The following is a 20721-nucleotide window of genomic DNA, read 5'->3' as shown; positions in this document are numbered from 1 at the left end:
TTGTTCATTAAAGGAGGGGGAAAACAAATGGAAATAGAAAGAATTAATGAAAATACGTTTAAGTTCTCCATATCCTACTTAGACATCGAGGAGAGAGGTTTCTCTAAAGATGAAGTATGGTTAGATCGAGAAAGAAGTGAAGAGCTTTTCTGGGAATTAATTGATGAAGCGCATTTGACTGAGGAATTCATTGCTGGTGGCCCCCTATGGATTCAGGTACAGGCACTAGACAAGGGTTTGGAAGTTGTTGTAACTAAAGCTGTGATTTCTAAAGACGGCAAAAAAGTAGAAGTGAATTTAGGTGAAGGAGAAAAGAATTTAGAAATTCCATTTATCTCTGTAGATGATGAAGATGATTCAGATGAAGATGATGATGACGATATTTTTGAATCGATGGATGAAGAGGAAACTGAACTTATTCTATCCTTTAAAAATCTTGAAGACATTATTTCATTATCACATGCTGTGAATCAAGAATCATTTGAAACTACACTTTATTCCTTCCAAGATTATTACTATCTTTATGTTAAATTTGAAGAAGAATTGCTTGATGAAGTTCAAGTCGATTACTTATCATCTATGTTACTTGAATATGGTCATCGTTCAAAAGTAACTATACACGTTTTAGAAGAATACGGAAAATTGATTTATGAAAAAACAGCATTACCTCATTTTAAATCAATTTTTCCATTATTGTAATAGCCGATGCCTTAGGGATCGGTTTCTTTTCTTTATAAAGGAGAATATTGATGCAATTTCGATTAAAGATTTTAATATTTTTATCAATTGTTGTATGCATTTTATATTTTGCTTCTCCAACAATTAAATTCATTTGGTTAATGAATTTTGCATTCTTTGAAAAATCTACTATTTTTAGATTAATAAGCATAATGTTTTCGATAACGGCTATAGGTGTATCGATTATTATTTTCTTAGAAAATAGAAATCCTGCTAGAACTTTAACTTGGATTATTCTATTGGCTATTTTCCCGTTATTCGGTTTTGTTTTTTATCTAATTTTTGGACAAAATTACAAAAAGAAAATGGTCTATCGAAAAAAGGCAATTAATGATCAAAATGCAAATGGATTAATAAGTGGATCAGAAGATGTAGAAGTGAAAGAATTTATTGCGCAAAATCAAAGATTAGAGTATCTAATAAATATCGCAGCTAAGCAGAGTAATACACCAGTCACGATGAATACTTTTACAAAAGTTTTGACAAATGGAAGTGAAACATTTCCAAAAATAATTGAAGAACTAAAAAAAGCAAAGCACCATATTCATATCGAATTCTATATCGTAAGAAATGATGAGATTGGTAATCAATTAAAAGATATTCTAATTGAAAAGGCACAGAATGGTGTAAACGTTCGATTTCTCTACGACGCTGTAGGTAGTTGGAAATTATCAAGAAATTTTGTAAAAGACTTACAAAAAGCTGGTGTAGAAATACTGCCATTTTCTCCAGTTAAAATTCCAGTATTAAACGATACGATAAATTACCGAAACCATCGGAAAATTATCGTAATAGATTCGAATGTAGGATTTGTTGGCGGCTTAAATATTGGAGATGAGTATTTAGGGAAAGACCATTATTTTGGAAAGTGGAGAGATACCCATCTATACCTTAATGGAGAAGGTGTTCGGACACTACAATTCATATTCTTGCAAGATTGGTATTATATGACGAATGAGTTAATTGATGAAAAAGAGTATTTTGACATTAATGCTAGTAGTTATTCTTCCAAAGGAGCAATTCAACTTGTTTCTGGTGGACCAGACCGAAAGCATGAAGTCATAAAAGAGTTATTTTTTGCGATGATTACAAGTGCAAGGAAAAGTATATACATTGCTTCACCATATTTTGTTCCGGATGAAGATATTTTAACTGCTCTTAAAGTTGCAGCAAATGGTGGGGTCAAAGTAAAAATTCTAATGCCTGATCGTCCCGATAAGAAAATCGTATTTTATGCCTCGCGTTCATATTTTCCAGAGTTATTAGAAGCAGGGGTCGAAATCTATGAATATAGACAAGGATTCTTACACAGTAAAATATTGATTGTAGATGATGAAATCGCATCTGTTGGAACGGCAAATATGGATATGAGAAGTTTCCGTTTAAACTTCGAGGTCACTGCATTTTTATATTTAGAGGAAAGTATTAATCACCTAGTTAATGATTTTAATAATGATATCCGTGATTCTGAAGCAATTATTTTTAATGATTTTAAAAAGAGACCTATATACAAAAGGATATTTGAATCATTATCAAGATTAATGGCACCACTTTTGTAATGAGCTAACTTATTGATAGAACATTGAAAGAACATTTTTTATCATATTTCATATAGTCACCTACCAAATAGAAAGTTTAATTTGGTAGGTTTTTTATTTGAAAAATCGTTTTTAATTTTTTTGAAGGAAAATACGAAAAGGATAGTGAAGTAATTTGGAAAGGAGGTAGTGGTAAATGATCGTCGCATTAAATACAAAAAGGCATACTATTAATTTATTTGAAGTTAAAACGACAGAGGATTTATTAAGATTAAAGCAAAACGGACCATACTTTTGCCCAATTTGCAAAAAAAAAGTGAGGCTCAAAATTGGAGTAAAGAGGGTCACTCATTTTGCACATATAGATTTAACTGAATGTGAAAATGAGAAAAAAGAGAGCGTTGACCATTATAAAGGAAAGTTTGCATTGTATCAATTTTTTAAAAAGTTTAATGTAAATGTTGAGGTTGAAAAATTTATACCTGAATTAAATCAAAGACCTGATTTATTTATTAAATTCAATACTCTTGAAATGTGTGTTGAATATCAATGTTCGGTTATTCCTTTAGAAATAATGATAAGGAGGACAAACTCTTTTAAGGATAATGGAATGAAAGTTTTGTGGATCCTAAATGATAAACTGTTAAATCAAAAAAGATGGTCATCTTTCTATATTAATTCGATTTCTATTTATTCACTTGTTAAAATTAACGTTTTTTCACTTCTTTTCTATAATCCTACATTACAATCTTTTACAGTGCTTTCCTCATTAATAGCATTTTCTCCAGTCCAATATATTGGTCAAAAGGACGTATTCCCAATAAATAATTTCAGTCTTAAGGAATTTTTATCTCCAAATAGAATTGATAAAAAGGTATTTGTATCGAAATGGAATCGTTTAAAAAAGGATTTTAGACTATATCAACATTTGCATACTAAAGGGAATTTAAAGGTTTTTAAACAGTATTTATACAATGAAAATATTAATTATTTTCCGGCAGTAATTGGAGTTCCTTTAGAAAGTAACTGCATAATTAAAGAACATTGTATCGTTTGGCAGGGGCTAATCTATTTTAAATTTTTTCATGAGGCAGAAATAGGACAACTTATCTTTATCGATAAAATAAATCAGTCTGTAAAAATGGAAGTACAGAATGGTAAATGGAGAGTTAATCAATTTCAAAATAATGAAATTGATAATTTGGAGAAATGTGTAGAAAAGTATATTGACTTTTTAGTAAAAATTAAAATCGTAAAACGTGTTAAAAATGGTAAAATAATGAAGATAGCTAATGCTATTATTCCATCATCATTCCAACAAGCATTGGATGAAGACTGTCTGAGCGCTAATACAGCATTTGATTTGTTGTTTAATGCAAGAACTGATTCAAATGATTATTAATATCAGACACTGGAATGTTATTAATACTAATAATAATTTTAGGGGGATCAGACATGCTAGAACAAAAAGCTGTTAAAAAATTACCAACTAGAAGTGAAGTTCAAGAAGAATTAACTTGGAAGTTGGAAGATATTTATGAATCAGATGCAAAATGGGAAGCAGAGTATAAAAAAGTACTTGAATTAATCCCATCTTTTTCAGCGTTTAAAGGTAAATTAGGTGAGTCATCTCAATCACTTTTAAATGCGTTGAAAAAACAAGATGAAATTTCGTTTTTATTAGGTAAATTGTATACATACTCTCATATGCGTTACGATCAAGATACAACAAATTCTACATATCAGGCTTTAGATGATCGTGCGAAAAATCTATACACGAAGGCTGGAAGTGCAATGTCATACTTCGTGCCTGAATTATTAACAATTTCAGAAGAAACATTGAAAAAATTTATTGAAGAAAATAATGAACTAAAATTGTACGAGCACTCTTTAGAAGAAATTTTAAAGCAAAAACCACATGTTCTTTCAGCAGCTGAAGAGGAAATTATGGCACAAGCTTCTGAAGTGTTATCTTCTTCTAGTAATACGTTTGGAATGTTAAATAATGCGGATTTAAAATTTCCGACGATTGAAGACGAGAATGGTGAAGAAGTAGAAATCACACATGGTCGTTATATTCATTATTTAGAAAGTGCAGATCGTCGGGTTCGAAAAGATGCTTTTGAAGCAGTTTATCATACGTATGATGCGTATAAAAACACTTTTGCAAGTACATTAAGTGGTGCTGTAAAGAAAGATAATTTCAAAGCAAAAGTAAGAAAGTATGATAATGCTCGTCATGCAGCATTAAGTAATAACGAAATTCCTGAAATTGTTTATGATCAATTAGTTTCTACTGTAAATGATAATTTAAATTTATTACATCGTTATATTGCTATTCGTAAAAAAGCGTTAAAGCTTGATGAAATTCATATGTATGACTTATTTACTCCACTAGTAGAAGAAGTAAAAATGGAAGTTAAGTATGAAGAAGCAAAAGAAATTTTATTAAAAGCATTAAAACCATTAGGTGATGAGTATGTTGAAATTCTAAAAGAGGCATATGAAAGCCGTTGGGTAGATGTTGTAGAAAACAAAGGAAAACGTAGCGGGGCATACTCTTCTGGTGCGTATGGTACTAATCCATATATCCTAATGAACTGGCAGGACAATGTAAATAACTTATTTACTTTAGCACATGAATTTGGTCATTCAGTGCATAGTTATCATACTCGTAAAAATCAACCTTATGTTTATGGAGATTATTCAATCTTCGTAGCTGAAGTTGCTTCTACTTGTAATGAAGCGATTTTAAATGATTATTTACTAAAAAATACTGAAGATCCTAAGCAAAGACTATATTTACTAAATCACTATTTAGAGACATTTAGAGGAACGGTATTCCGTCAAACGATGTTTGCGGAGTTTGAACATCAGATTCACGTATTAGCTCAAAATGGTGAAGCATTAACGCCAGATTTATTAACGAAGACATATTACGAGCTTAACAAGAAATATTTTGGCGACGAGATCGTAATCGACGAGTTAATTGGTTTAGAATGGAGTAGAATTCCGCATTTCTATTACAATTACTATGTTTACCAATATGCAACAGGTTTCAGTGCAGCAACAGCACTTTCAAAGCAAATTTTAGAAGAAGGCGAACCAGCAGTTGAAAGATACTTAGGATTCTTAAAAGCAGGAAGCTCTGATTATCCTATTGAAGTATTGAAAAAAGCTGGCGTTGATATGACCTCTTCACAACCAATCGTAGAAGCATTGAAAGTATTTGAAGAAATGTTAAACGAAATGGAAGAGCTTTTATTTAACGAATAAATTTTAAACAGACACATGTAGCATCATCATAACTATATGTGTTTGTTTTTTTACCCGGACTTTTTCTATATCTTTATACCTACTATTTTGTGTCTAAAATGTGAAATATTTCTCAAATGGTTGCCAAACTCTAAAATAAATTGTATTATAAGGGTGTGAATTACTTCACAAACACAAATACCCCTTTGTTGAACGTGAAAATTTCTCCCATCCCCTTGATGTAAAATATTACATCAAAAAAGAGACCTAGCGAAAGCTAGGTCTTTTTTTATTTCTTAAACAACATACTGATAATAAATTTGATCTTTTTGAACAATTTTCTTAACTTTTCTACGTAGGATTAATTTTTTTAATTCTAACTCCATACATTGAGTAGATTGTTCGTAAATCATACATAATTCTTTAATCGTAACAAATGGTTGGAATTTAATAAATTCGGCTAAATCAGGTAGTTCTCGTTTTTCTAATTTTGTGTTCGTCATAAGTTCTAATATTTTTACATAAGTCTGATAGCTTTCAAAACCAGAAACTTTCAAACCTTCTTCTTCAATATTTTCATTAAAAAATACAACGCTTGGAATTTCAGTTACATGCATTTCTTTCGTAACTTTAATATCACATTGCAAAGCTTTAATAGAGTGGGTACTGTGTAAATCTTCCATAAACTCTTTTACATCAATATTTATATCTTTAGCACATTCGATAAGAACATCTTGATCTGTAATGTCTAAATCTTTCAAGAAATAATATTCTTGTAACTTCTTTAAATAGTTAACGCCAGCTACTCTACCTTGAAGCTCAGCTGCTTTTAATGCAATTGCAGAGTAGTATGGGTAAAGTTCTTTATTATCAATCCATAAGTGATCGTCGCAAAGGATATCAGATCTGCTAGCCGTCTTCTCCCATACAAATGCAAGCTGAGAAGATCGTTTTTCTAATAGTTTTTTAGTTGTGTAATATCGATTAACTGGAATATAAGTAGATGAAAAATATTGGCCATATTCTAAGTGAAACTTTTTTAAGATTGTACTAAAATCCCAACAATTTCTACAAAGTGGATCTATGAATACATACAATTCAATCGATTTTTTTGTACAATTCTGCTCGGGAAGCGTGATTGATTCATTTTTATATTGTTTGTCATTCATATATTTCACCCTTAATGCAATTCATACGTCCGTACTATAACAGACTTGAAAATTAATTTGTAAGATATAACACGTTTCTTCTCTAATGGTATTGTAGCAACGGAAAGTTAATATTTCAAATATGATGCACTATTTTTCATTAATCTATTAATATTTCCTTAATTCATTAGAGTATGGTGATAAAAAGGGTGTCTGAGAAGTCAAAGCGGATTGCAAAATAATATTGGAAACGGAAGCGAGGAAAAAGGTCTGGTATGCGAATAAGGATTCTATCTGTGCAAATAAAGGATGATCTTCAAATGAAATTCCAAAATCGCAAAACTTCAATTAAAGCCTTAGGAATTGCAAATAAGAGAAATTAATACCAATACTGGTTAAGGCATAAAGTGGACAAAAGTAGTTATTTTCTTATGGCAAACTAGTAAAACGACTTTAATGATCGTTAATCGTTTAAAAAGTTTAGTAAAATCTTCTATTTTTCAATAAAAAGATTGATAAAATCGGCTATCTATTAAAAAACGCCGAATTATACCCTTTAGGTTTCTCCGGCGTTTAAATTAAATGCTGCTTATATTTCACTTACCTTGATTACCTTGCTTAACATTAAAAAAGCGTCTTATTTTATTTAATGTTTTACGTTGAGGAATTTGAAGATCCTCTAATAGATCGATGAACTGTTGTTTACCAATGTTTTCGTCTGAAACTTCGAATTCTAACTCAAAATCCTCGTGATTTAAATATGTACTATGGTCTAAAACTAAGAGTCCACTTTCATATGGAAATTCTACTCTGTTTGTTGTTAAGTCACCTATTAATTCTAGGGCATTTAAGTTTAATTGTACGTCGTTGATATAATCTTTTACTTCTCCATCTGGAAGAACATATGTTTTTAGCATAGTTGATGCTTCAGTTTCACTAATTTTTTGATTAATTTCTAAATGTCCGACTGCTTGTTTTATTTTTAACGTTAAAGTATATGAAGTTAATGACTTTTTTCGGATTCTTAAAGCTCCACCATGTTCTTTAATTGTAAAATTAGGAGTCTCAAAATAATAATTAGTTTGTGATTGGAAACTTGACTCGTTAACTTGGAAATACGATTTAAGCTTTTCAAATTCCTCTTTTGTTAATAAGTTTTTAAATTCAATTTCAATTTCTTTAGCCATAAATAACTCCTTATTTTTAGTATTATTTTTGTTATTGAATGTGCTAGTCTTCGTCTATTTTCTATTTGATATGTTACAATAGAAATGGTCAAATTTAAATAAAATACATACATTAAAAAGGTTGAGGTTTTAGTGATGAGAAAAATGCTTGAAATAAATAGAATAAATATAAATGAAGATGGTTTATTTTTGTTAATCGACGATACAAAAATAAATTTAGAACAGTGTCATGAAGTAGGAACAATGATTGCTGACTCAGACCAAGGTTCACTATTGTATATATTAGAAGAAAATGAAGAATTTGTATATGTTACAGTTCCTTATGAGTATTGGTCGGACTTGAAAAAAGCAAATGATCAAAATTTAAATGTATTTTTAAAGGTCGGTGAAAAGAGTCTGTCACTAAATAATTGGAATGAAGAGTTAACTTATTTAATCCAAAATGTTGAAGGTAATTTTAACTATGGAGAAGAATTTGTTAAGCAAGTTCAAAGTGCATTTTTAGAAGAGAAGTAAGTTGGTGGTGATTGGATGAATGGTCAATGGGAAAGTTTTTTAGCACCTTATGAACAAGCAGTAAATGAATTGAAAGTAAAGTTAAAAGGGATTAGAAAACAGTTTGAAGAAACTAATCAGCATTCCCCAATTGAGTTTGTAACTGGGAGAGTTAAGCCTATTCACAGCATTGTTAATAAGACAATAAGAAAAGGAATACCTTTAGCGAATTTAGAAACTGAATTACAGGATATTGCCGGTCTTAGAATGATGTGCCAATTTGTAGAGGATATTAAAAATGTAGTGGAGTTTCTTCGTAAACGTAAAGATTTTACTATTGTCGAAGAGCGAGATTATATTACAAATAAAAAGAATAGCGGATATCGTTCTTATCACGTAGTTGTTGAATATCCAGTTCAAACAATTGAAGGTGAACGAAAAGTTTTAGTTGAAATTCAAATAAGAACTCTTGCGATGAATTTTTGGGCAACAATAGAGCATTCTTTAAATTATAAGTATAAAGGGAAATATCCCGAAAATATTCATGAACGATTACAAAGAGCGGCTGAAGCAGCGTTTCTATTAGATGAAGAAATGTCCCTTATTAGAGGAGAGATTCAAGAGGCGCAAGCAGAGTTTTCGAAAAAAAACGACCAATAAGGAAAGGGCGAGAAAATGAAATTCGTAATTATGTCTAAGGGCGATCAAGAGTCCAATGAACTGACGAAACGAATGAGAGATTATTTAGAGAGTTTTAATTTTAAATTTGATGAGGAAGAGCCTGAAATTGTCATATCTGTAGGTGGTGACGGGACCTTACTTCATGCTTTTCATAATTACACTCATCTTCTCGATAAAGTATCTTTCGTAGGGGTTCATACTGGGCATTTAGGGTTTTATGCTGATTGGGTACCAAGTGAGGTAGAAAAGCTTGTTATTGCAATTGCCAAGACTCCATTTCAAGTAGTTGAATATCCTTTATTGGAAGTAATCATCCGTTATAAGGATGGAAGAAAAGAAATGCAAACATTAGCTTTAAATGAATGTACGATCAAAGGTCTTGAAGGTACATTAGTGATTGATGTTGAAATAAAAGGTCAGCATTTTGAGACATTTAGAGGTGACGGTCTTTGTATTTCAACACCTTCAGGTAGTACAGCGTATAATAAAGCACTTGGTGGAGCAATTATTCATCCATCAATTGAAGCGATTCAAATTGCTGAGATGGCTTCAATTAATAATCGGGTTTTTCGTACTATTGGTTCACCACTTGTTTTACCTAAACATCATACTTGCTTACTTAAACCTGTAAGAAACGCAAATTTTCAAATTACATTAGATCATAAAACAATCGTACATCAAGATGTTAAATCGATTCAATGTCGAGTAGCGCATGAAAAAGTACGTTTTGCACGTTTTAGACCATTTCCATTTTGGAAGCGTGTCGTTGATTCTTTTGTTAAATAAAATGGTGAAGAATATGAAGCAATTTAGTTTATCATGGGAAGTAAAAAAAGAACATAATGGAATTTTACTTAGAGAGTTTCTTAAATTAAAGGAGCTCTCTAAACGTGCTCTCACAGATATAAAATTTCAAGGTGGAAAAATTACAGTAAACGGTGTAGAAAAAACTGTCCGTACGATATTACAAGAATTAGATCTAGTACAAATCTATTTTCCAATCGAGAAACCAAGTGAGGATCTAATAGCTGAAGATATTCCTTTTGAAATTGTTTATGAAGATGATGCTGTTTTGGTCATAAATAAACCTTTTGGAATACCAAGTATACCTTCTAGAGAGCATCCGAATGGTACAGTTGCAAATGGATTATTATTTTATTATCAAACAATTGGGCTCCAATCGACCATCCATATTGTAACTCGATTAGACAAAGATACTTCGGGTTTAATGTTAGTTGCCAAAAATCGTTATATACATTATTTGTTTTCGAAAAATGAATTAAAAAATGTACAAAGAAAGTATTTAGCTATTGTTCATGGGCAAATGAATGATACAGAAGGTGTAATAAGAGCAAAAATTGCTAGGAAAAGTGATAGTATTATCGAGAGAATTGTTTCTGAAGAGGGACAAGAAGCAATCACATATTATAAAGTCCTTTTAGTAAATAGGGACTACTCAGTTGTTGAATTAGAATTAGAAACAGGTAGAACACATCAAATCCGTGTCCATATGTCTTCCATTGGACATCCACTAATCGGGGATGACTTATATGGTGGTAATACTGATCGATTAAAAAGACAGGCCTTGCATAGTTATCAATTGTCATTTGTTCATCCAATTGATGAAACGGAAAAAAACTTTGAAATCGCTTTACCTGCTGATTTAGAGAGGTTATTGGATTGGTGAATGTCAAGTAATATATTTGTCTAAATTTTGTATAATTTATTGACAATATATGAATAATAGCTTATTTTTAGTATGTAGTGTTTCTCCATGGGGATGGAAGAGACTAATATATTAAGCTGATAAGTGAGCGCTTACATTATCAGCAAAAAGTAGGTTCCGATCAGAAACCTACTTTTTTTATATCTATTTTCCTATACTCTGCTCTCTTTTTCTTCGTAAAAACTAAATTTTTCTTCAATGTATGGCATGGATGATTCTACATGGGTATATTTTTGTTCCGGATACGAAAATGCTGTTAGTTTACCACCGAAGACAGCACCAGTATCAATATTAATTGTATTATTTAATTCTCTTGGTTCTTTAATTGGAGTATGACCATAAACAATTAATGCTTTACCTTTGTAATCTTTTGCCCAATCTTTTCTTACAGGCATACCATTTGGAAGCACTTCTCCATTTATGTCTCCATATAAAACGAATGTTTTAACATTATTTGAATGCTTACCAATCATGTCCTCACGTATACCAGCATGACTAACAACTAATTTTCCATTATCTAAAACATTATAAAGCGGGGAGCCTTCATAAAGTTTTTTAAACGATGCTTGATAATGGCTCCTTTCTTTCCCGCTTACTGATTCTAATTCAGCAACTGTTGTTTCAAGTCCATGTTGAATTTTTACATTGCGACCAAGAAAATAGCGATAAAGTTTATTACAATGATTCCCTGGTGAATAATGTGCTTTCTTATGCTTCATCACAAGTTCATAGACTACTTTTATAACTGCAAGCGAATTAGGTCCACGATCCGTTAAATCACCAACAAAAACTAACTTTCGATTTTCAGGGTGAACAGGAATATTATTCTCCCACGAATAACCAAGTTTTTTAGTTAATTCAACAAATTCATTATAACAACCATGAATATCGCCTATAATATCGTATTTCATCCTATCAATCCTTTTAGTTTGTTATTTCAACTAGTAATAATCGTAGTATGCCCCAAAAAAGCAGCCTAAAAGAACCTTCCAAAAAGAGTATTGCTAATATAAAAAAAGAAGGGGCAAAGATCTTGATTAGATCTTTTACCCCTGTTTTTTGTATTTCTACTCTATTAGTCAAACATATACTTATTTGTTCTAGATCTTACATTAAGAATGAATCCAATTGCTAGAAGATTAGTTGCAAGTGAACTTCCTCCGTAACTAACGAATGGTAGAGTAATCCCTGTAATTGGTAGTAGACCAATCGTCATACCAATATTTTGGAAAATCTGGAAAGTAAACATACCGACTACACCAGCACAAAGATAGCTTCCAAATTTGTCGTTACTTTCTAAAGCGATATGAATCATTCGATAAATTAATAAGAAGAATAATGAAATGACTACACTTGCTCCTATGAACCCGTATTGTTCGCAGATTACTGTGAAAATAAAATCTGTATGCGGCTCAGGGAAGTATGCTTCACCGTTATGAAACCCTTTACCTGTAAGCAAACCAGAACCAGCTGCCATTAATGCCTGTGTAAGCTGATAACCTTGTGAAGGGTATTCATACGGTGCTAACCAACCGTAAAAACGATTTAACTGGTATTCCTCAAGCACATGTGATGTGAAAAATTCAAAATGATAAAAGTATAGATAAACCATGAAAGCACCAAGGCCAATCGTTAATAAAACTAGTCCAAGAATATAGCGCCAACGAATTCCAGAAATTAAGATCATTGTTGCGATAATTGCACACATAACCATTGTATTACCTAAGTCAGGCTCTTTCGCAATCAGTAGTAGAGGAGGCAATGAAATACCGAATATTTTACCTAAAAGTAAAATATCTTCTCTCTTTCCACGAACAGCGTACATTTCATTATGTCTTGAAATAATCGTTCCTAAAATAATAATCATAAAAATTTTCATTAATTCAGATGGTTGGAAGTTACCAATACCAGGTAATGTGTACCATGCCGTTGCACCTTTGATGGTTTTAGCACCTGGAATATGCAGTTCTAATCCAAGTAGTAGGAGTAGTCCAAAACCATACATATACCAAATAACATTTTTATATCGATCAAAATCAATAATCATAATAAAGGCAATACCAACAAGTCCAATGATATACCATTTAACTTGTTGTCCCGCGAAATTGATGTTTCTTAGATTTGCAGGAAGGCTTGGCATTGCACTAGTAATTGCAAGATAACTTACAGTGGCAATACAAAAAAGGATAAAAAGTAATTTGAAATCAATTTGAAAGGGAGATGTACGGTCTTCCTTCATGTCCTCACCTCTCTATAATAAGTTTTATTAGTATGCTTTTAAATAGGCACATTTAATGTACGACAATCATCATTATAATTTATTTTTGTCCTTAAAGGAATTCAAAACTATAAACTCTTTTTAAATAAACTATTATATTTATATTTTTTGTGGATAAAGCTATAAATAACTTTACTATTTCCAATTCATCGTATTTGTGCTACTATTTTAGTATCTAGTACTAATAACTAATAATAAAGGAGATGAAGAATATGATATCATTGCAAGGAAAAACTTTTGTTGTTATGGGTGTTGCAAACTTCCGTAGTATCGCTTGGGGTATTGCACAATCATTACATAGCGCGGGAGCAAATTTAATTTTTACATACGCAAATGAAAGATTAGAAAAAGGTGTTCGTGAATTAGCTGACTCACTAGAAAATCCTAACAATCTTTTAGTTCAATGTGATGTAACTAGTGATGAAGATTTAGCAAAATGCTTTGCTTCAATTAAAGAGCAAGTAGGCACAATTCATGGTGTAGCACACTGTATCGCTTTTGCTAATAAAGAGGACTTAAAAGGTGAGTTTGTAGATACAAGCCGTGATGGATACTTATTATCACAAAACATTAGTGCTTACTCTTTAGTAGGTGTAGCTCGTGAAGCAAAACCATTAATGGTTGAAGGCGGAAGCATTGTTACTCTAACTTACTTAGGTGGAGAGCGTGTAATGCAAAATTATAACCTAATGGGAGTATCTAAAGCAGCTCTAGAAGCTTCTGTACGCTATTTAGCGAACGATTTAGGGAAATACAATATTCGCGTTAACTCAATCTCTGCAGGACCAATCCGAACGCTTTCTGCAAAAGGAGTAGGCGACTTTAATACAATCTTAAAAGAGATCGAAGAAAAAGCACCGTTACGTAGAAACGTAACACAAGAAGAAGTAGGAGATTCTGCTTTATTCTTATTTAGTGACTTAGCAAGAGGTATTACTGGAGAAAACATTCATGTTGATTCAGGATACCATATAATGGGATAAGAAGAGTAAGAACAATAGAAGTCTAAATGGCTTCTATTTTTTTTTGTTGAATCTAACAATCATAAAGGTTCATGAGTAAGCTATAGGGAAAACAGAATTAAGTGAATCATTATTGATGTAGATTTAAATAATTAGTTTATAAAGTGATGTTCATTCTCGATTGACTTACTAGGCTAAACATCCCGCTGGAAACGGAATCTCAGGCTCATGCCCCTAACCCTATGAAAAGTGAACATAATACAGAGGAAATAGGCGTTCTTCTTTATATGGGTAAACATTCTGTTAGGGAAATCAACCTGACATTCATCAAATAAAAAAAGTACCTTCTTACGATGATCATAAATAGGCACTTTTTTATTGTAAATGTGGCATTTTAATTTTATTAATTCTTACGGAATAAAAATTGATTTCAAGTGACGAAGACCTACTAATTTGCTTTCTCCTCTAGATGTAGTCAACTCTATGAAGTTTGAGTCAATCGAACTCAACTTACCTATATATTCGTAATTTTCTCCACTGTTCATTACGACTAATTCACCAATCAACTTATTTAATTGAACGTCTAACGTGCGCGCTAGAGGGATATTAGAAGGATTAACAGGTAATAAATTATTACTTAACATATAAGGGGTTTTTTCTGTGAGATACGGGGTTAACCACTTTAAATGCTGGAGGGATATATACATGATTTTATAGATCGGTGAATAGAATACAAAGTAATTATTCATGATGGTTGTAATAAAGCCATGAAAAGAACGATTATTTGAAAGATTAATTTCAACAAAAATTCCTTTGGCTGCAGTTAATACTTTACGTAAAGATAACTCATCTTTTTCGTGTTCCAATTCTTGCAATGACGGAACAACACCATAGGATTCTTCAGTTGTACTCTCACTAAGGTTATGAATATGAAGTAGTGGAATATAAAGGAAATTTTCACCATTGAAAACAACTAATAAATCATTTCCAACTTCAATTAAGATTCCATCAACATTACTGTTACCGGAAATTTCAATTGTAACTTGTTTGTTGAGAAAATTTTTGAAACTTGCCATGATTTTCTCCTTTCTTAAAAAGATAAATCATTTATTATTCAGACATGTTCATTTCTGAAAAGGATTTTTAATTTTATTAATGGGCATATCCATTAGGATGATAGTTTGTCTAAATAAAATCAATCATTTCATATAAAGGTTGGCATGGTAGATAGTGCCTGTCTTATATGAATGAAAAAAGATTATTATGTTTGAAATTTTTATAGTTGGATCAGTTTGTTCATAACAGCATACTTCCAATGATTTTTGATTACCACTCAAAATTAAGTATAGTTTCAAATTACTTTATAATGGGTTTACATAATTAGAATGGCATCGAGGGTCAAAGGTTTATAAAAAAAGGGTCGTTTTATTTCATAAAACGACCTTTCTAAACATTATTTTCTTCTTCTTAATGTTTGGCTTGTCGTATTACTTCTTTCGTAAACTTCAAATTTTTCTCCAAAACTTACACTTTTTACATGATAAGTAGCAATATACACTAGTTCATCGTTAAAAGAAATTTCTACATAATCATGGTTTGCATCAAGAAGAATGCCTTCAACTTTGTCGTGGCCACCGCGATTAATTTTTACCCATTGTCTAACTTGAGAGTTTAATAAGTCTACAAAACTCTCGTTTGGTAATAATTCAATCGTATTGTACATTTCATCATAAGATAATTTACCTTTTGCAAATGAAGTTACGCTTTTAATATGAGTATAAGGGAAGTAAATTACACCTTCAGCCTCTGTAAAAAGAGCAATATGTGTTCCAAATGCACCAATTAATAAACCTTCTTTAGATTCATGACCTCCTCGACCAATTCTAACTCCTTTACCTACGAATACTGAGAATAACTCTTTATTCACTTTTTCATCGCTCCTTGTTTTTTCTGTGCGGTTACAATGTATTTATATGTGCCCTGTCAATTGTTTGTACTAGGATATTTGTCCAATTTAGATGAATATGTATAAAATTGGTCAAGTGTTGATAGGCAAATGTTTCGTTTTTAGATTAAATTTGTAGGTTACTTGATTGAGAAAAAAGTAACATGATAAATATTGTCCGTTCATATAATTTATGAGAGCACACTTACGAGGGAGGAACAACAATGGCAAGAAAAGAGTCTAAAGAGGGTGTAAAGCCATTATTATATATTGCGCAGCCAGATTTTCAAGAAGCCAAGTTGAACGTACAACACTCATATGTGGTCAAAGTAAATAATCAGGATCAAAAACAAAAAGATAAAGAATATGTAGCTTCTAAATACGTAGAAGTTGAAGAACTTGAAGAACTTGAAGAACTAGAAGAACTAGAAGAACTAGAAGAACTAGAAGAACTAGATGAATTAGAAGATGCTGTGAATTTAGATGAACAAGAAGAAAAATCAGAAGAAGAACAAGTTGAAGCCGACAATACTTGGATGAAAAAACCATTTAAAGCTATGACGAATAAAGAAAAAGTATTATTTATGATAAATAAGCCTCATTATATTCCAAAAGTTGAGTGCCGAATTCGAACAGATAAAGATTTATATATTGGCTATATTATGGGTTACAACGAAGGAAAGGTTTCAATTAAGGTTTCCTCAAAAATTAATGATATTGAATTGGATATTCAAAGTATTGTAAGTATACAAATGGTAGGAATTTAAGGCGTTAAAAAGGTGGTAGATACATGATCTACCACCCATAGTTTTTTAGTTTACATTAAACTTACAGATTTGAAACGTGTACGTCACGTAAGCATTGGATTGCACAGAAGCAATCTAAGTCAACAGTTACACAAGTGTTTGAAGCAACAAACATGTCAGCTTCTACTAATTCGCAGAAAGTATTTTGGTTGTTGTTTTTGTTGTCTTTGTTGTCTTTGTTGTTTACTGGAACTAATGCTCTTAACACTGCACAGCAATCATCATCTACACTTTCAACACGGAAAACAACTGTATCTTGGCAATTGTTGATTTGAGCGTTTTTGTTTTGGTTTTGATTGCCGTCTTGATTAGCTTGTTGAGACATAACTGCCATCATATTATTATTAAATGCTGGTACTCTAAATAATTCACCGTTTGCTAAATACAATAGGAAAGGGCGAGTATTTGCAAGTGGTACATTAGGGTTAGCACCTAAGAATGGAACGTCACAACCTGTTGGGCAAGTGTTTGTTGCGCAATCTTGTAGATCGTTTATGAATTTTACAACGTCACATACACAATGGTTTCTTTTTTTGTCGTGGTTGTCTTTGCAACTCATCATTTTCACTCCTTATCACTTTAGATGGATATTACATTACTATGATATTAAGCAGGCGAAAAACGGTTACTGAAGATTTTTGCTTTTTTAGATAAATGGGCTTAGGAGCAAAATAGTACAGTTTAAGCAAGAAAGACAAAGAAGAGCTTAGATCTGAATAAGGAATAGGGTGAGTAAAAAAGAAAAGGGGAGGAGAAGGGTTGGAAGGGATTAGAGGAGCATAAATATAGGGTAACTAAGTTAGAATATTTACCCCTTGCATCCATATCCCTTGTCCCCATACTTAACATGGATATAAGTTGGTTGTTGCTATTTATCTTAATTTTGGCAAGCTTTCGATTGACTCGTTTAGTTGTTCACGATAAAATAACAGCTTTTCTAAGAAGACCTTTTATTGATGAAATAACGCTTGAAGAGAATGGGGTGCCAGTTACTTATACAAAGATAAAAGGTAGTGGAATCCAATACTTTTTTGGTGAGTTACTAAGTTGTACTTGGTGTAGCGGGATTTGGTGTACAGCGTTTTTACTATTAATATATGTGTTCTTTCCACATGTGGGAGAGTTCATCATCATTTTGTTAGCTATTGCAGGGGCAGCTGGCGTAATAGAAACGATTGTTAATAGACTGAATTCGTAATTTTAGGTAGAACGATTGAAAATTCCTTTCATATACTATTGTGAATAGACTTATTTAGGAGGGAAGATATGTATAATCAAGGTCAGGGTCAAATGACTCCTTTTCAATGGCAACAACTCCAACAACAACAGCAGTACCAAATGCAACAACAACAAATGCAGCAACAAATGAATCAAGCGAACTATAACCCATATTATCAAGGCGCTCCGGCCGGCTATGTGAAAAAATCAGGTTGTGGCTGTGGAAGTAGAACAACTAGACGATAAATCATAAAAAAGGTGAGCATATTTGCTCACCCTTATTTTTTGAACAAAATTTAGTTAGTTGTTCAATCTTATTTTTTATTAATGAAACGTCGAATTAATCTTGATGAATTAGCTTTTTTCCCTCTTCTTTTTTGAAGAACCGATAAGTATAATAGCTTTCTAGCTCTTGTGCATGCCACATATAGAAGACGACGTTCTTCTTCTAGTTGATCTAAGTTACCATTTTTTAAAGATTCTAAAGCATAATCATGAGGGAATCCTCCGTCTACAACACCTAGAATATAGACAAAATCATACTCTAATCCTTTTGAACGGTGAGCTGTTAAAAGCGAAATATTACCTTGTGATGACTGATTTTTTTTCTGCTTATATTCTTTAAATTTAGCAGAAATATGAAATGCGTGTTCAATAAACTCTCGAATTGATTTGAAATTTTTGCTTACGACCTTTAAATCTCTCAAATCATCAGAAGGTCGTTCGATTTTATTAGACTCATTTCCACGCTTTTTAATATAGTCCATAAATGCTGGACTTTCTTCAATTCGCTCAATTGCTTCTAAAGGAGATGCGTGTTTTAAATAACGCAAAATCTTGATCAGGTTTTCAATTTTTTTAATTTGAAATGGTGCTGCACTTTTAATAGTGGTGAATGCTTCTAAGAAAGATAGATTTTGCATAACACTATTCATTTTTGCATCTTGAAATGCTTGTTGTTTAAGGAAGAAAACAGGTAATATTTCTTTCAATGCTGCTTGGTGGTCTTCATCTCCTATTAATAGTAAGAAAGAGATCATTTTTCGAATAATAGGTCGATCATAAAATGAGTCACCATCTTGATCGATTGTAAAAGGTAAGCTTGTTCCAATTAATCGCTCAAAAACAGCCCTTGATGCAGTATTAGTGCGATATAAAATTGCAAATTGTCCTGGGTTTGCACCGTTATTAATTTTTTCTTTCATATCATTAATAATCATCGTTGCTTCTTCTTCTTCATCGTATGGAAAGAAGAAAGAAGGTACTTGATCATAGTCATATTGAGCATGCATTGATTTTACAAAACGGTTTTTATTAGGCTTAATGACTTCGTTTGCCAATGAAACAATCCCGTGAGTGGAACGATAATTTTCACTTAAATGATATATTGTAGATCCTTGGAAATGTTCTTTAAAGTCTAAGATAAACCTGGGGTCACTTCCTCTAAACGCATAAATTGACTGGTCATCATCACCAACAGCCGTAATATTTTCTGTATGTTGAAAAAGGATTTTTAGAATATTAAATTGGATTTTATTAATATCTTGAAACTCATCCACTAATAAACATTTAAATCGATTTTGATAATGTAAAAGTAATTCATTATTTTCATTTAACATTTCAAAGCAACCGAGTAACATATCGTCAAAATCAAATTGACCATTTTGCTTTTTTAAAGATTCATAGCCTTCATAAAGAGAAGCGACCTGTTCTTCCCAAGCATCTTTTGATCTAATCTCATGTGGATAAATACAAGAGTTTTTCCATAAACCGATTTGTTGAATAGCCTGGTCATATGCAAATGATTTTTCATCAATTTCAAGTCGTCGACCAATTTGCTTTAACATGATCTCCTTTTGAAAATCCGATTTAATTAAACGGCTTGAATCCCATTTGGTACGGTCAAATCGTAAAAGCATTTTATAGAAAATACTATGAAAGGTACCAATTTCCATTTGTTGAATAGGGTAACCAAGACCTTTCATTCGTTCTTTCATTTCTGCAGATGCTTTTGACGTGAATGTTACGAGCATCATTTCATGAGGAAGTATACCGTTATTCATTAAATGCATTGCTCGTGTTGTTATGACTCGTGTTTTACCACTTCCGGCTCCAGCAAGTACAAGTAAAGGTGAACCGATATGTGTAACAGCGTTCCATTGTTGTGAATCTAATGAAATTTGATTGATCACAAATTCATCCGTTTTATGTTCATTCTTTTTATAAGGTGGGATATTGTAAAAAGGTAGTCTGTTAATAAATTGATTTTCATCTGTTTTTTCGATCGTAGCTGTATTTGAGATCGAACGCTTAGTAGGTAGTTTAATCATACGATCGTTAGTATTTTCGTTAGTAGAATGATTATTTTTTAATCTAGCAACAATTTCTTGCTCTAACTCTATATTATGATTCAAACATGTTAGATTTTGATCTTTGTTTATATGATAAAAATGAGGAATATCATAAATAGTTAAAGTGAAACTTAATTTTTGATGGCAAGTAACACATTTAACTTCCCCGCGAATACTGGCTTGATATATTTCCTCATATCTTGAACGAGGGAATTCTGGTAAATAGATTGATTGATTTTGATAGTTTGCAATTTTCATTATTTTCCCCCTTAAAATTAAAGCAGACTCATCTATGTTACCAAAAAGATTTGTGTACGAAAAGTGAATTTTATTGGGAAAATAGTTTCTTTTATATGTATCGAACTAAATACATTAGTAAGACTGTTGTTTGTT

Annotated in this window: 20 protein-coding genes; 11 read left to right on the top strand and 9 right to left on the bottom strand. The window is 31.8% G+C overall.

Annotated elements, in window-relative coordinates; genetic code table 11:
* Positions 1–27 precede the first annotated feature (27 nt).
* The 4 genes from mecA (at position 28) to pepF (ending at position 5552) form a co-directional block, all read left to right on the top strand.
* Positions 28–699, top strand: coding sequence for an adaptor protein MecA (mecA, locus tag MY490_RS16785; protein WP_248266703.1), 672 nt, complete (start codon positions 28–30; stop codon positions 697–699).
* A gap of 50 nt (positions 700–749) precedes the next feature.
* A complete protein-coding gene (cls, locus tag MY490_RS16780) occupies positions 750–2297 on the top strand; it encodes a cardiolipin synthase (RefSeq protein WP_248266702.1) in 1548 nt (515 codons plus the stop codon).
* Between the two features lie 175 nt (positions 2298–2472).
* Positions 2473–3678, top strand: coding sequence for a competence protein CoiA (locus MY490_RS16775; protein WP_248266701.1), 1206 nt, complete (start codon positions 2473–2475; stop codon positions 3676–3678).
* A 53-nt stretch (positions 3679–3731) separates the two neighbouring features.
* On the top strand, positions 3732–5552 hold the full coding sequence (pepF, locus tag MY490_RS16770; protein WP_248266700.1) for an oligoendopeptidase F: 1821 nt from the start codon (positions 3732–3734) through the stop codon (positions 5550–5552).
* Between the two features lie 275 nt (positions 5553–5827).
* Here the strand turns inward: pepF and MY490_RS16765 are convergent, their stop codons facing one another.
* A complete protein-coding gene (locus MY490_RS16765; protein ID WP_248266699.1) occupies positions 5828–6700 on the bottom strand; it encodes a DsbA family protein in 873 nt (290 codons plus the stop codon).
* A gap of 575 nt (positions 6701–7275) precedes the next feature.
* Complete coding sequence (locus tag MY490_RS16760; protein WP_248266698.1) at positions 7276–7866, bottom strand: CYTH domain-containing protein; 591 nt, start codon at positions 7864–7866, stop codon at positions 7276–7278.
* Between the two features lie 135 nt (positions 7867–8001).
* On the opposite strand from MY490_RS16760, the gene MY490_RS16755 reads away from it, so the two are divergent.
* Genes MY490_RS16755 through MY490_RS16740 form a run of 4 tightly spaced genes read left to right on the top strand, consistent with a single transcriptional unit; the run spans position 8002 to position 10729 of the window.
* Positions 8002–8382 carry a UPF0738 family protein gene (locus MY490_RS16755; protein ID WP_248266697.1) on the top strand — a complete coding sequence of 127 codons (381 nt, stop codon included), beginning with the start codon at positions 8002–8004 and terminating at the stop codon, positions 8380–8382.
* Positions 8383–8397: 15 nt separating this feature from the next.
* Positions 8398–9021 (top strand): GTP diphosphokinase, encoded by a 624-nt coding sequence (locus MY490_RS16750; RefSeq protein ID WP_248266696.1) that lies wholly within the window; start codon positions 8398–8400, stop codon positions 9019–9021.
* A gap of 15 nt (positions 9022–9036) precedes the next feature.
* The gene (locus MY490_RS16745; RefSeq protein WP_069032994.1) at positions 9037–9828 is read left to right on the top strand and encodes an NAD kinase; all 792 of its coding nucleotides are present in this window, start codon (positions 9037–9039) and stop codon (positions 9826–9828) included.
* A 13-nt stretch (positions 9829–9841) separates the two neighbouring features.
* Positions 9842–10729, top strand: a complete 888-nt coding sequence (locus tag MY490_RS16740; RefSeq protein WP_248266695.1) for an RluA family pseudouridine synthase — start codon at positions 9842–9844, stop codon at positions 10727–10729.
* Positions 10730–10920: 191 nt separating this feature from the next.
* Here the strand turns inward: MY490_RS16740 and prpE are convergent, their stop codons facing one another.
* Positions 10921–11679: a bis(5'-nucleosyl)-tetraphosphatase PrpE gene (prpE, locus tag MY490_RS16735; RefSeq protein WP_248266694.1), complete on the bottom strand. Its 759-nt coding sequence runs from the start codon at positions 11677–11679 to the stop codon at positions 10921–10923.
* Positions 11680–11843: 164 nt separating this feature from the next.
* On the bottom strand, positions 11844–13007 hold the full coding sequence (locus MY490_RS16730; RefSeq protein ID WP_248266693.1) for an FtsW/RodA/SpoVE family cell cycle protein: 1164 nt from the start codon (positions 13005–13007) through the stop codon (positions 11844–11846).
* Between the two features lie 251 nt (positions 13008–13258).
* On the opposite strand from MY490_RS16730, the gene fabI reads away from it, so the two are divergent.
* Positions 13259–14029 carry an enoyl-ACP reductase FabI gene (fabI, locus tag MY490_RS16725; protein WP_098844207.1) on the top strand — a complete coding sequence of 257 codons (771 nt, stop codon included), beginning with the start codon at positions 13259–13261 and terminating at the stop codon, positions 14027–14029.
* 389 nt (positions 14030–14418) lie between these two features.
* Here the strand turns inward: fabI and MY490_RS16720 are convergent, their stop codons facing one another.
* Positions 14419–15084 (bottom strand): DUF2642 domain-containing protein, encoded by a 666-nt coding sequence (locus tag MY490_RS16720; protein ID WP_248266692.1) that lies wholly within the window; start codon positions 15082–15084, stop codon positions 14419–14421.
* A gap of 377 nt (positions 15085–15461) precedes the next feature.
* Positions 15462–15935 (bottom strand): spore coat protein, encoded by a 474-nt coding sequence (locus tag MY490_RS16715; RefSeq protein ID WP_248266691.1) that lies wholly within the window; start codon positions 15933–15935, stop codon positions 15462–15464.
* Between the two features lie 242 nt (positions 15936–16177).
* Here MY490_RS16715 and MY490_RS16710 point away from each other — a divergent pair, with 242 nt between their 5' ends.
* Positions 16178–16720, top strand: coding sequence for a CotO family spore coat protein (locus tag MY490_RS16710; RefSeq protein WP_248266690.1), 543 nt, complete (start codon positions 16178–16180; stop codon positions 16718–16720).
* Between the two features lie 61 nt (positions 16721–16781).
* Here the strand turns inward: MY490_RS16710 and MY490_RS16705 are convergent, their stop codons facing one another.
* Positions 16782–17318 (bottom strand): CotY/CotZ family spore coat protein, encoded by a 537-nt coding sequence (locus MY490_RS16705; protein WP_248266689.1) that lies wholly within the window; start codon positions 17316–17318, stop codon positions 16782–16784.
* Between the two features lie 288 nt (positions 17319–17606).
* Here MY490_RS16705 and MY490_RS16700 point away from each other — a divergent pair, with 288 nt between their 5' ends.
* Positions 17607–17957 carry a DUF1360 domain-containing protein gene (locus MY490_RS16700; RefSeq protein WP_248266688.1) on the top strand — a complete coding sequence of 117 codons (351 nt, stop codon included), beginning with the start codon at positions 17607–17609 and terminating at the stop codon, positions 17955–17957.
* A 54-nt stretch (positions 17958–18011) separates the two neighbouring features.
* On the opposite strand, the gene MY490_RS16695 is transcribed toward MY490_RS16700, so the two are convergent.
* Positions 18012–18149: a hypothetical protein gene (locus tag MY490_RS16695; protein WP_248266687.1), complete on the bottom strand. Its 138-nt coding sequence runs from the start codon at positions 18147–18149 to the stop codon at positions 18012–18014.
* Between the two features lie 142 nt (positions 18150–18291).
* Positions 18292–20586 (bottom strand): ATP-dependent helicase, encoded by a 2295-nt coding sequence (locus MY490_RS16690; RefSeq protein ID WP_248266686.1) that lies wholly within the window; start codon positions 20584–20586, stop codon positions 18292–18294.
* Positions 20587–20721 lie beyond the last annotated feature (135 nt).

The organism is Gottfriedia acidiceleris (assembly GCF_023115465.1).
Taxonomy (GTDB): Bacteria; Bacillota; Bacilli; order Bacillales; family Bacillaceae_G; genus Gottfriedia; species Gottfriedia acidiceleris_B.
The sequence above is the reverse complement of the archived record's forward strand: the minus strand, read 5'-3'. Positions and strand labels throughout refer to the sequence as shown.

Excerpts from the sequence above, each read along its gene's own strand:
- prpE (WP_248266694.1), bottom strand. The coding sequence starts at position 11,679 with ATGAAATACGATATTATAGGCGATATTCATGGTTGTTATAATGAATTT.
- MY490_RS16745 (WP_069032994.1), top strand. The coding sequence starts at position 9,037 with ATGAAATTCGTAATTATGTCTAAGGGCGATCAAGAGTCCAATGAACTG.
- fabI (WP_098844207.1), top strand. The coding sequence starts at position 13,259 with ATGATATCATTGCAAGGAAAAACTTTTGTTGTTATGGGTGTTGCAAAC.
- mecA (WP_248266703.1), top strand. The coding sequence starts at position 28 with ATGGAAATAGAAAGAATTAATGAAAATACGTTTAAGTTCTCCATATCC.
- MY490_RS16750 (WP_248266696.1), top strand. The coding sequence starts at position 8,398 with ATGAATGGTCAATGGGAAAGTTTTTTAGCACCTTATGAACAAGCAGTA.
- MY490_RS16740 (WP_248266695.1), top strand. The coding sequence starts at position 9,842 with ATGAAGCAATTTAGTTTATCATGGGAAGTAAAAAAAGAACATAATGGA.
- cls (WP_248266702.1), top strand. The coding sequence starts at position 750 with ATGCAATTTCGATTAAAGATTTTAATATTTTTATCAATTGTTGTATGC.
- MY490_RS16705 (WP_248266689.1), bottom strand. The coding sequence starts at position 17,318 with ATGAGTTGCAAAGACAACCACGACAAAAAAAGAAACCATTGTGTATGT.
- MY490_RS16775 (WP_248266701.1), top strand. The coding sequence starts at position 2,473 with ATGATCGTCGCATTAAATACAAAAAGGCATACTATTAATTTATTTGAA.
- MY490_RS16765 (WP_248266699.1), bottom strand. The coding sequence starts at position 6,700 with ATGAATGACAAACAATATAAAAATGAATCAATCACGCTTCCCGAGCAG.
- MY490_RS16755 (WP_248266697.1), top strand. The coding sequence starts at position 8,002 with ATGAGAAAAATGCTTGAAATAAATAGAATAAATATAAATGAAGATGGT.
- MY490_RS16710 (WP_248266690.1), top strand. The coding sequence starts at position 16,178 with ATGGCAAGAAAAGAGTCTAAAGAGGGTGTAAAGCCATTATTATATATT.
- MY490_RS16695 (WP_248266687.1), bottom strand. The coding sequence starts at position 18,149 with ATGGGTTATAGTTCGCTTGATTCATTTGTTGCTGCATTTGTTGTTGTT.
- MY490_RS16730 (WP_248266693.1), bottom strand. The coding sequence starts at position 13,007 with ATGAAGGAAGACCGTACATCTCCCTTTCAAATTGATTTCAAATTACTT.
- MY490_RS16720 (WP_248266692.1), bottom strand. The coding sequence starts at position 15,084 with ATGGCAAGTTTCAAAAATTTTCTCAACAAACAAGTTACAATTGAAATT.
- pepF (WP_248266700.1), top strand. The coding sequence starts at position 3,732 with ATGCTAGAACAAAAAGCTGTTAAAAAATTACCAACTAGAAGTGAAGTT.
- MY490_RS16700 (WP_248266688.1), top strand. The coding sequence starts at position 17,607 with ATGGATATAAGTTGGTTGTTGCTATTTATCTTAATTTTGGCAAGCTTT.
- MY490_RS16690 (WP_248266686.1), bottom strand. The coding sequence starts at position 20,586 with ATGAAAATTGCAAACTATCAAAATCAATCAATCTATTTACCAGAATTC.
- MY490_RS16760 (WP_248266698.1), bottom strand. The coding sequence starts at position 7,866 with ATGGCTAAAGAAATTGAAATTGAATTTAAAAACTTATTAACAAAAGAG.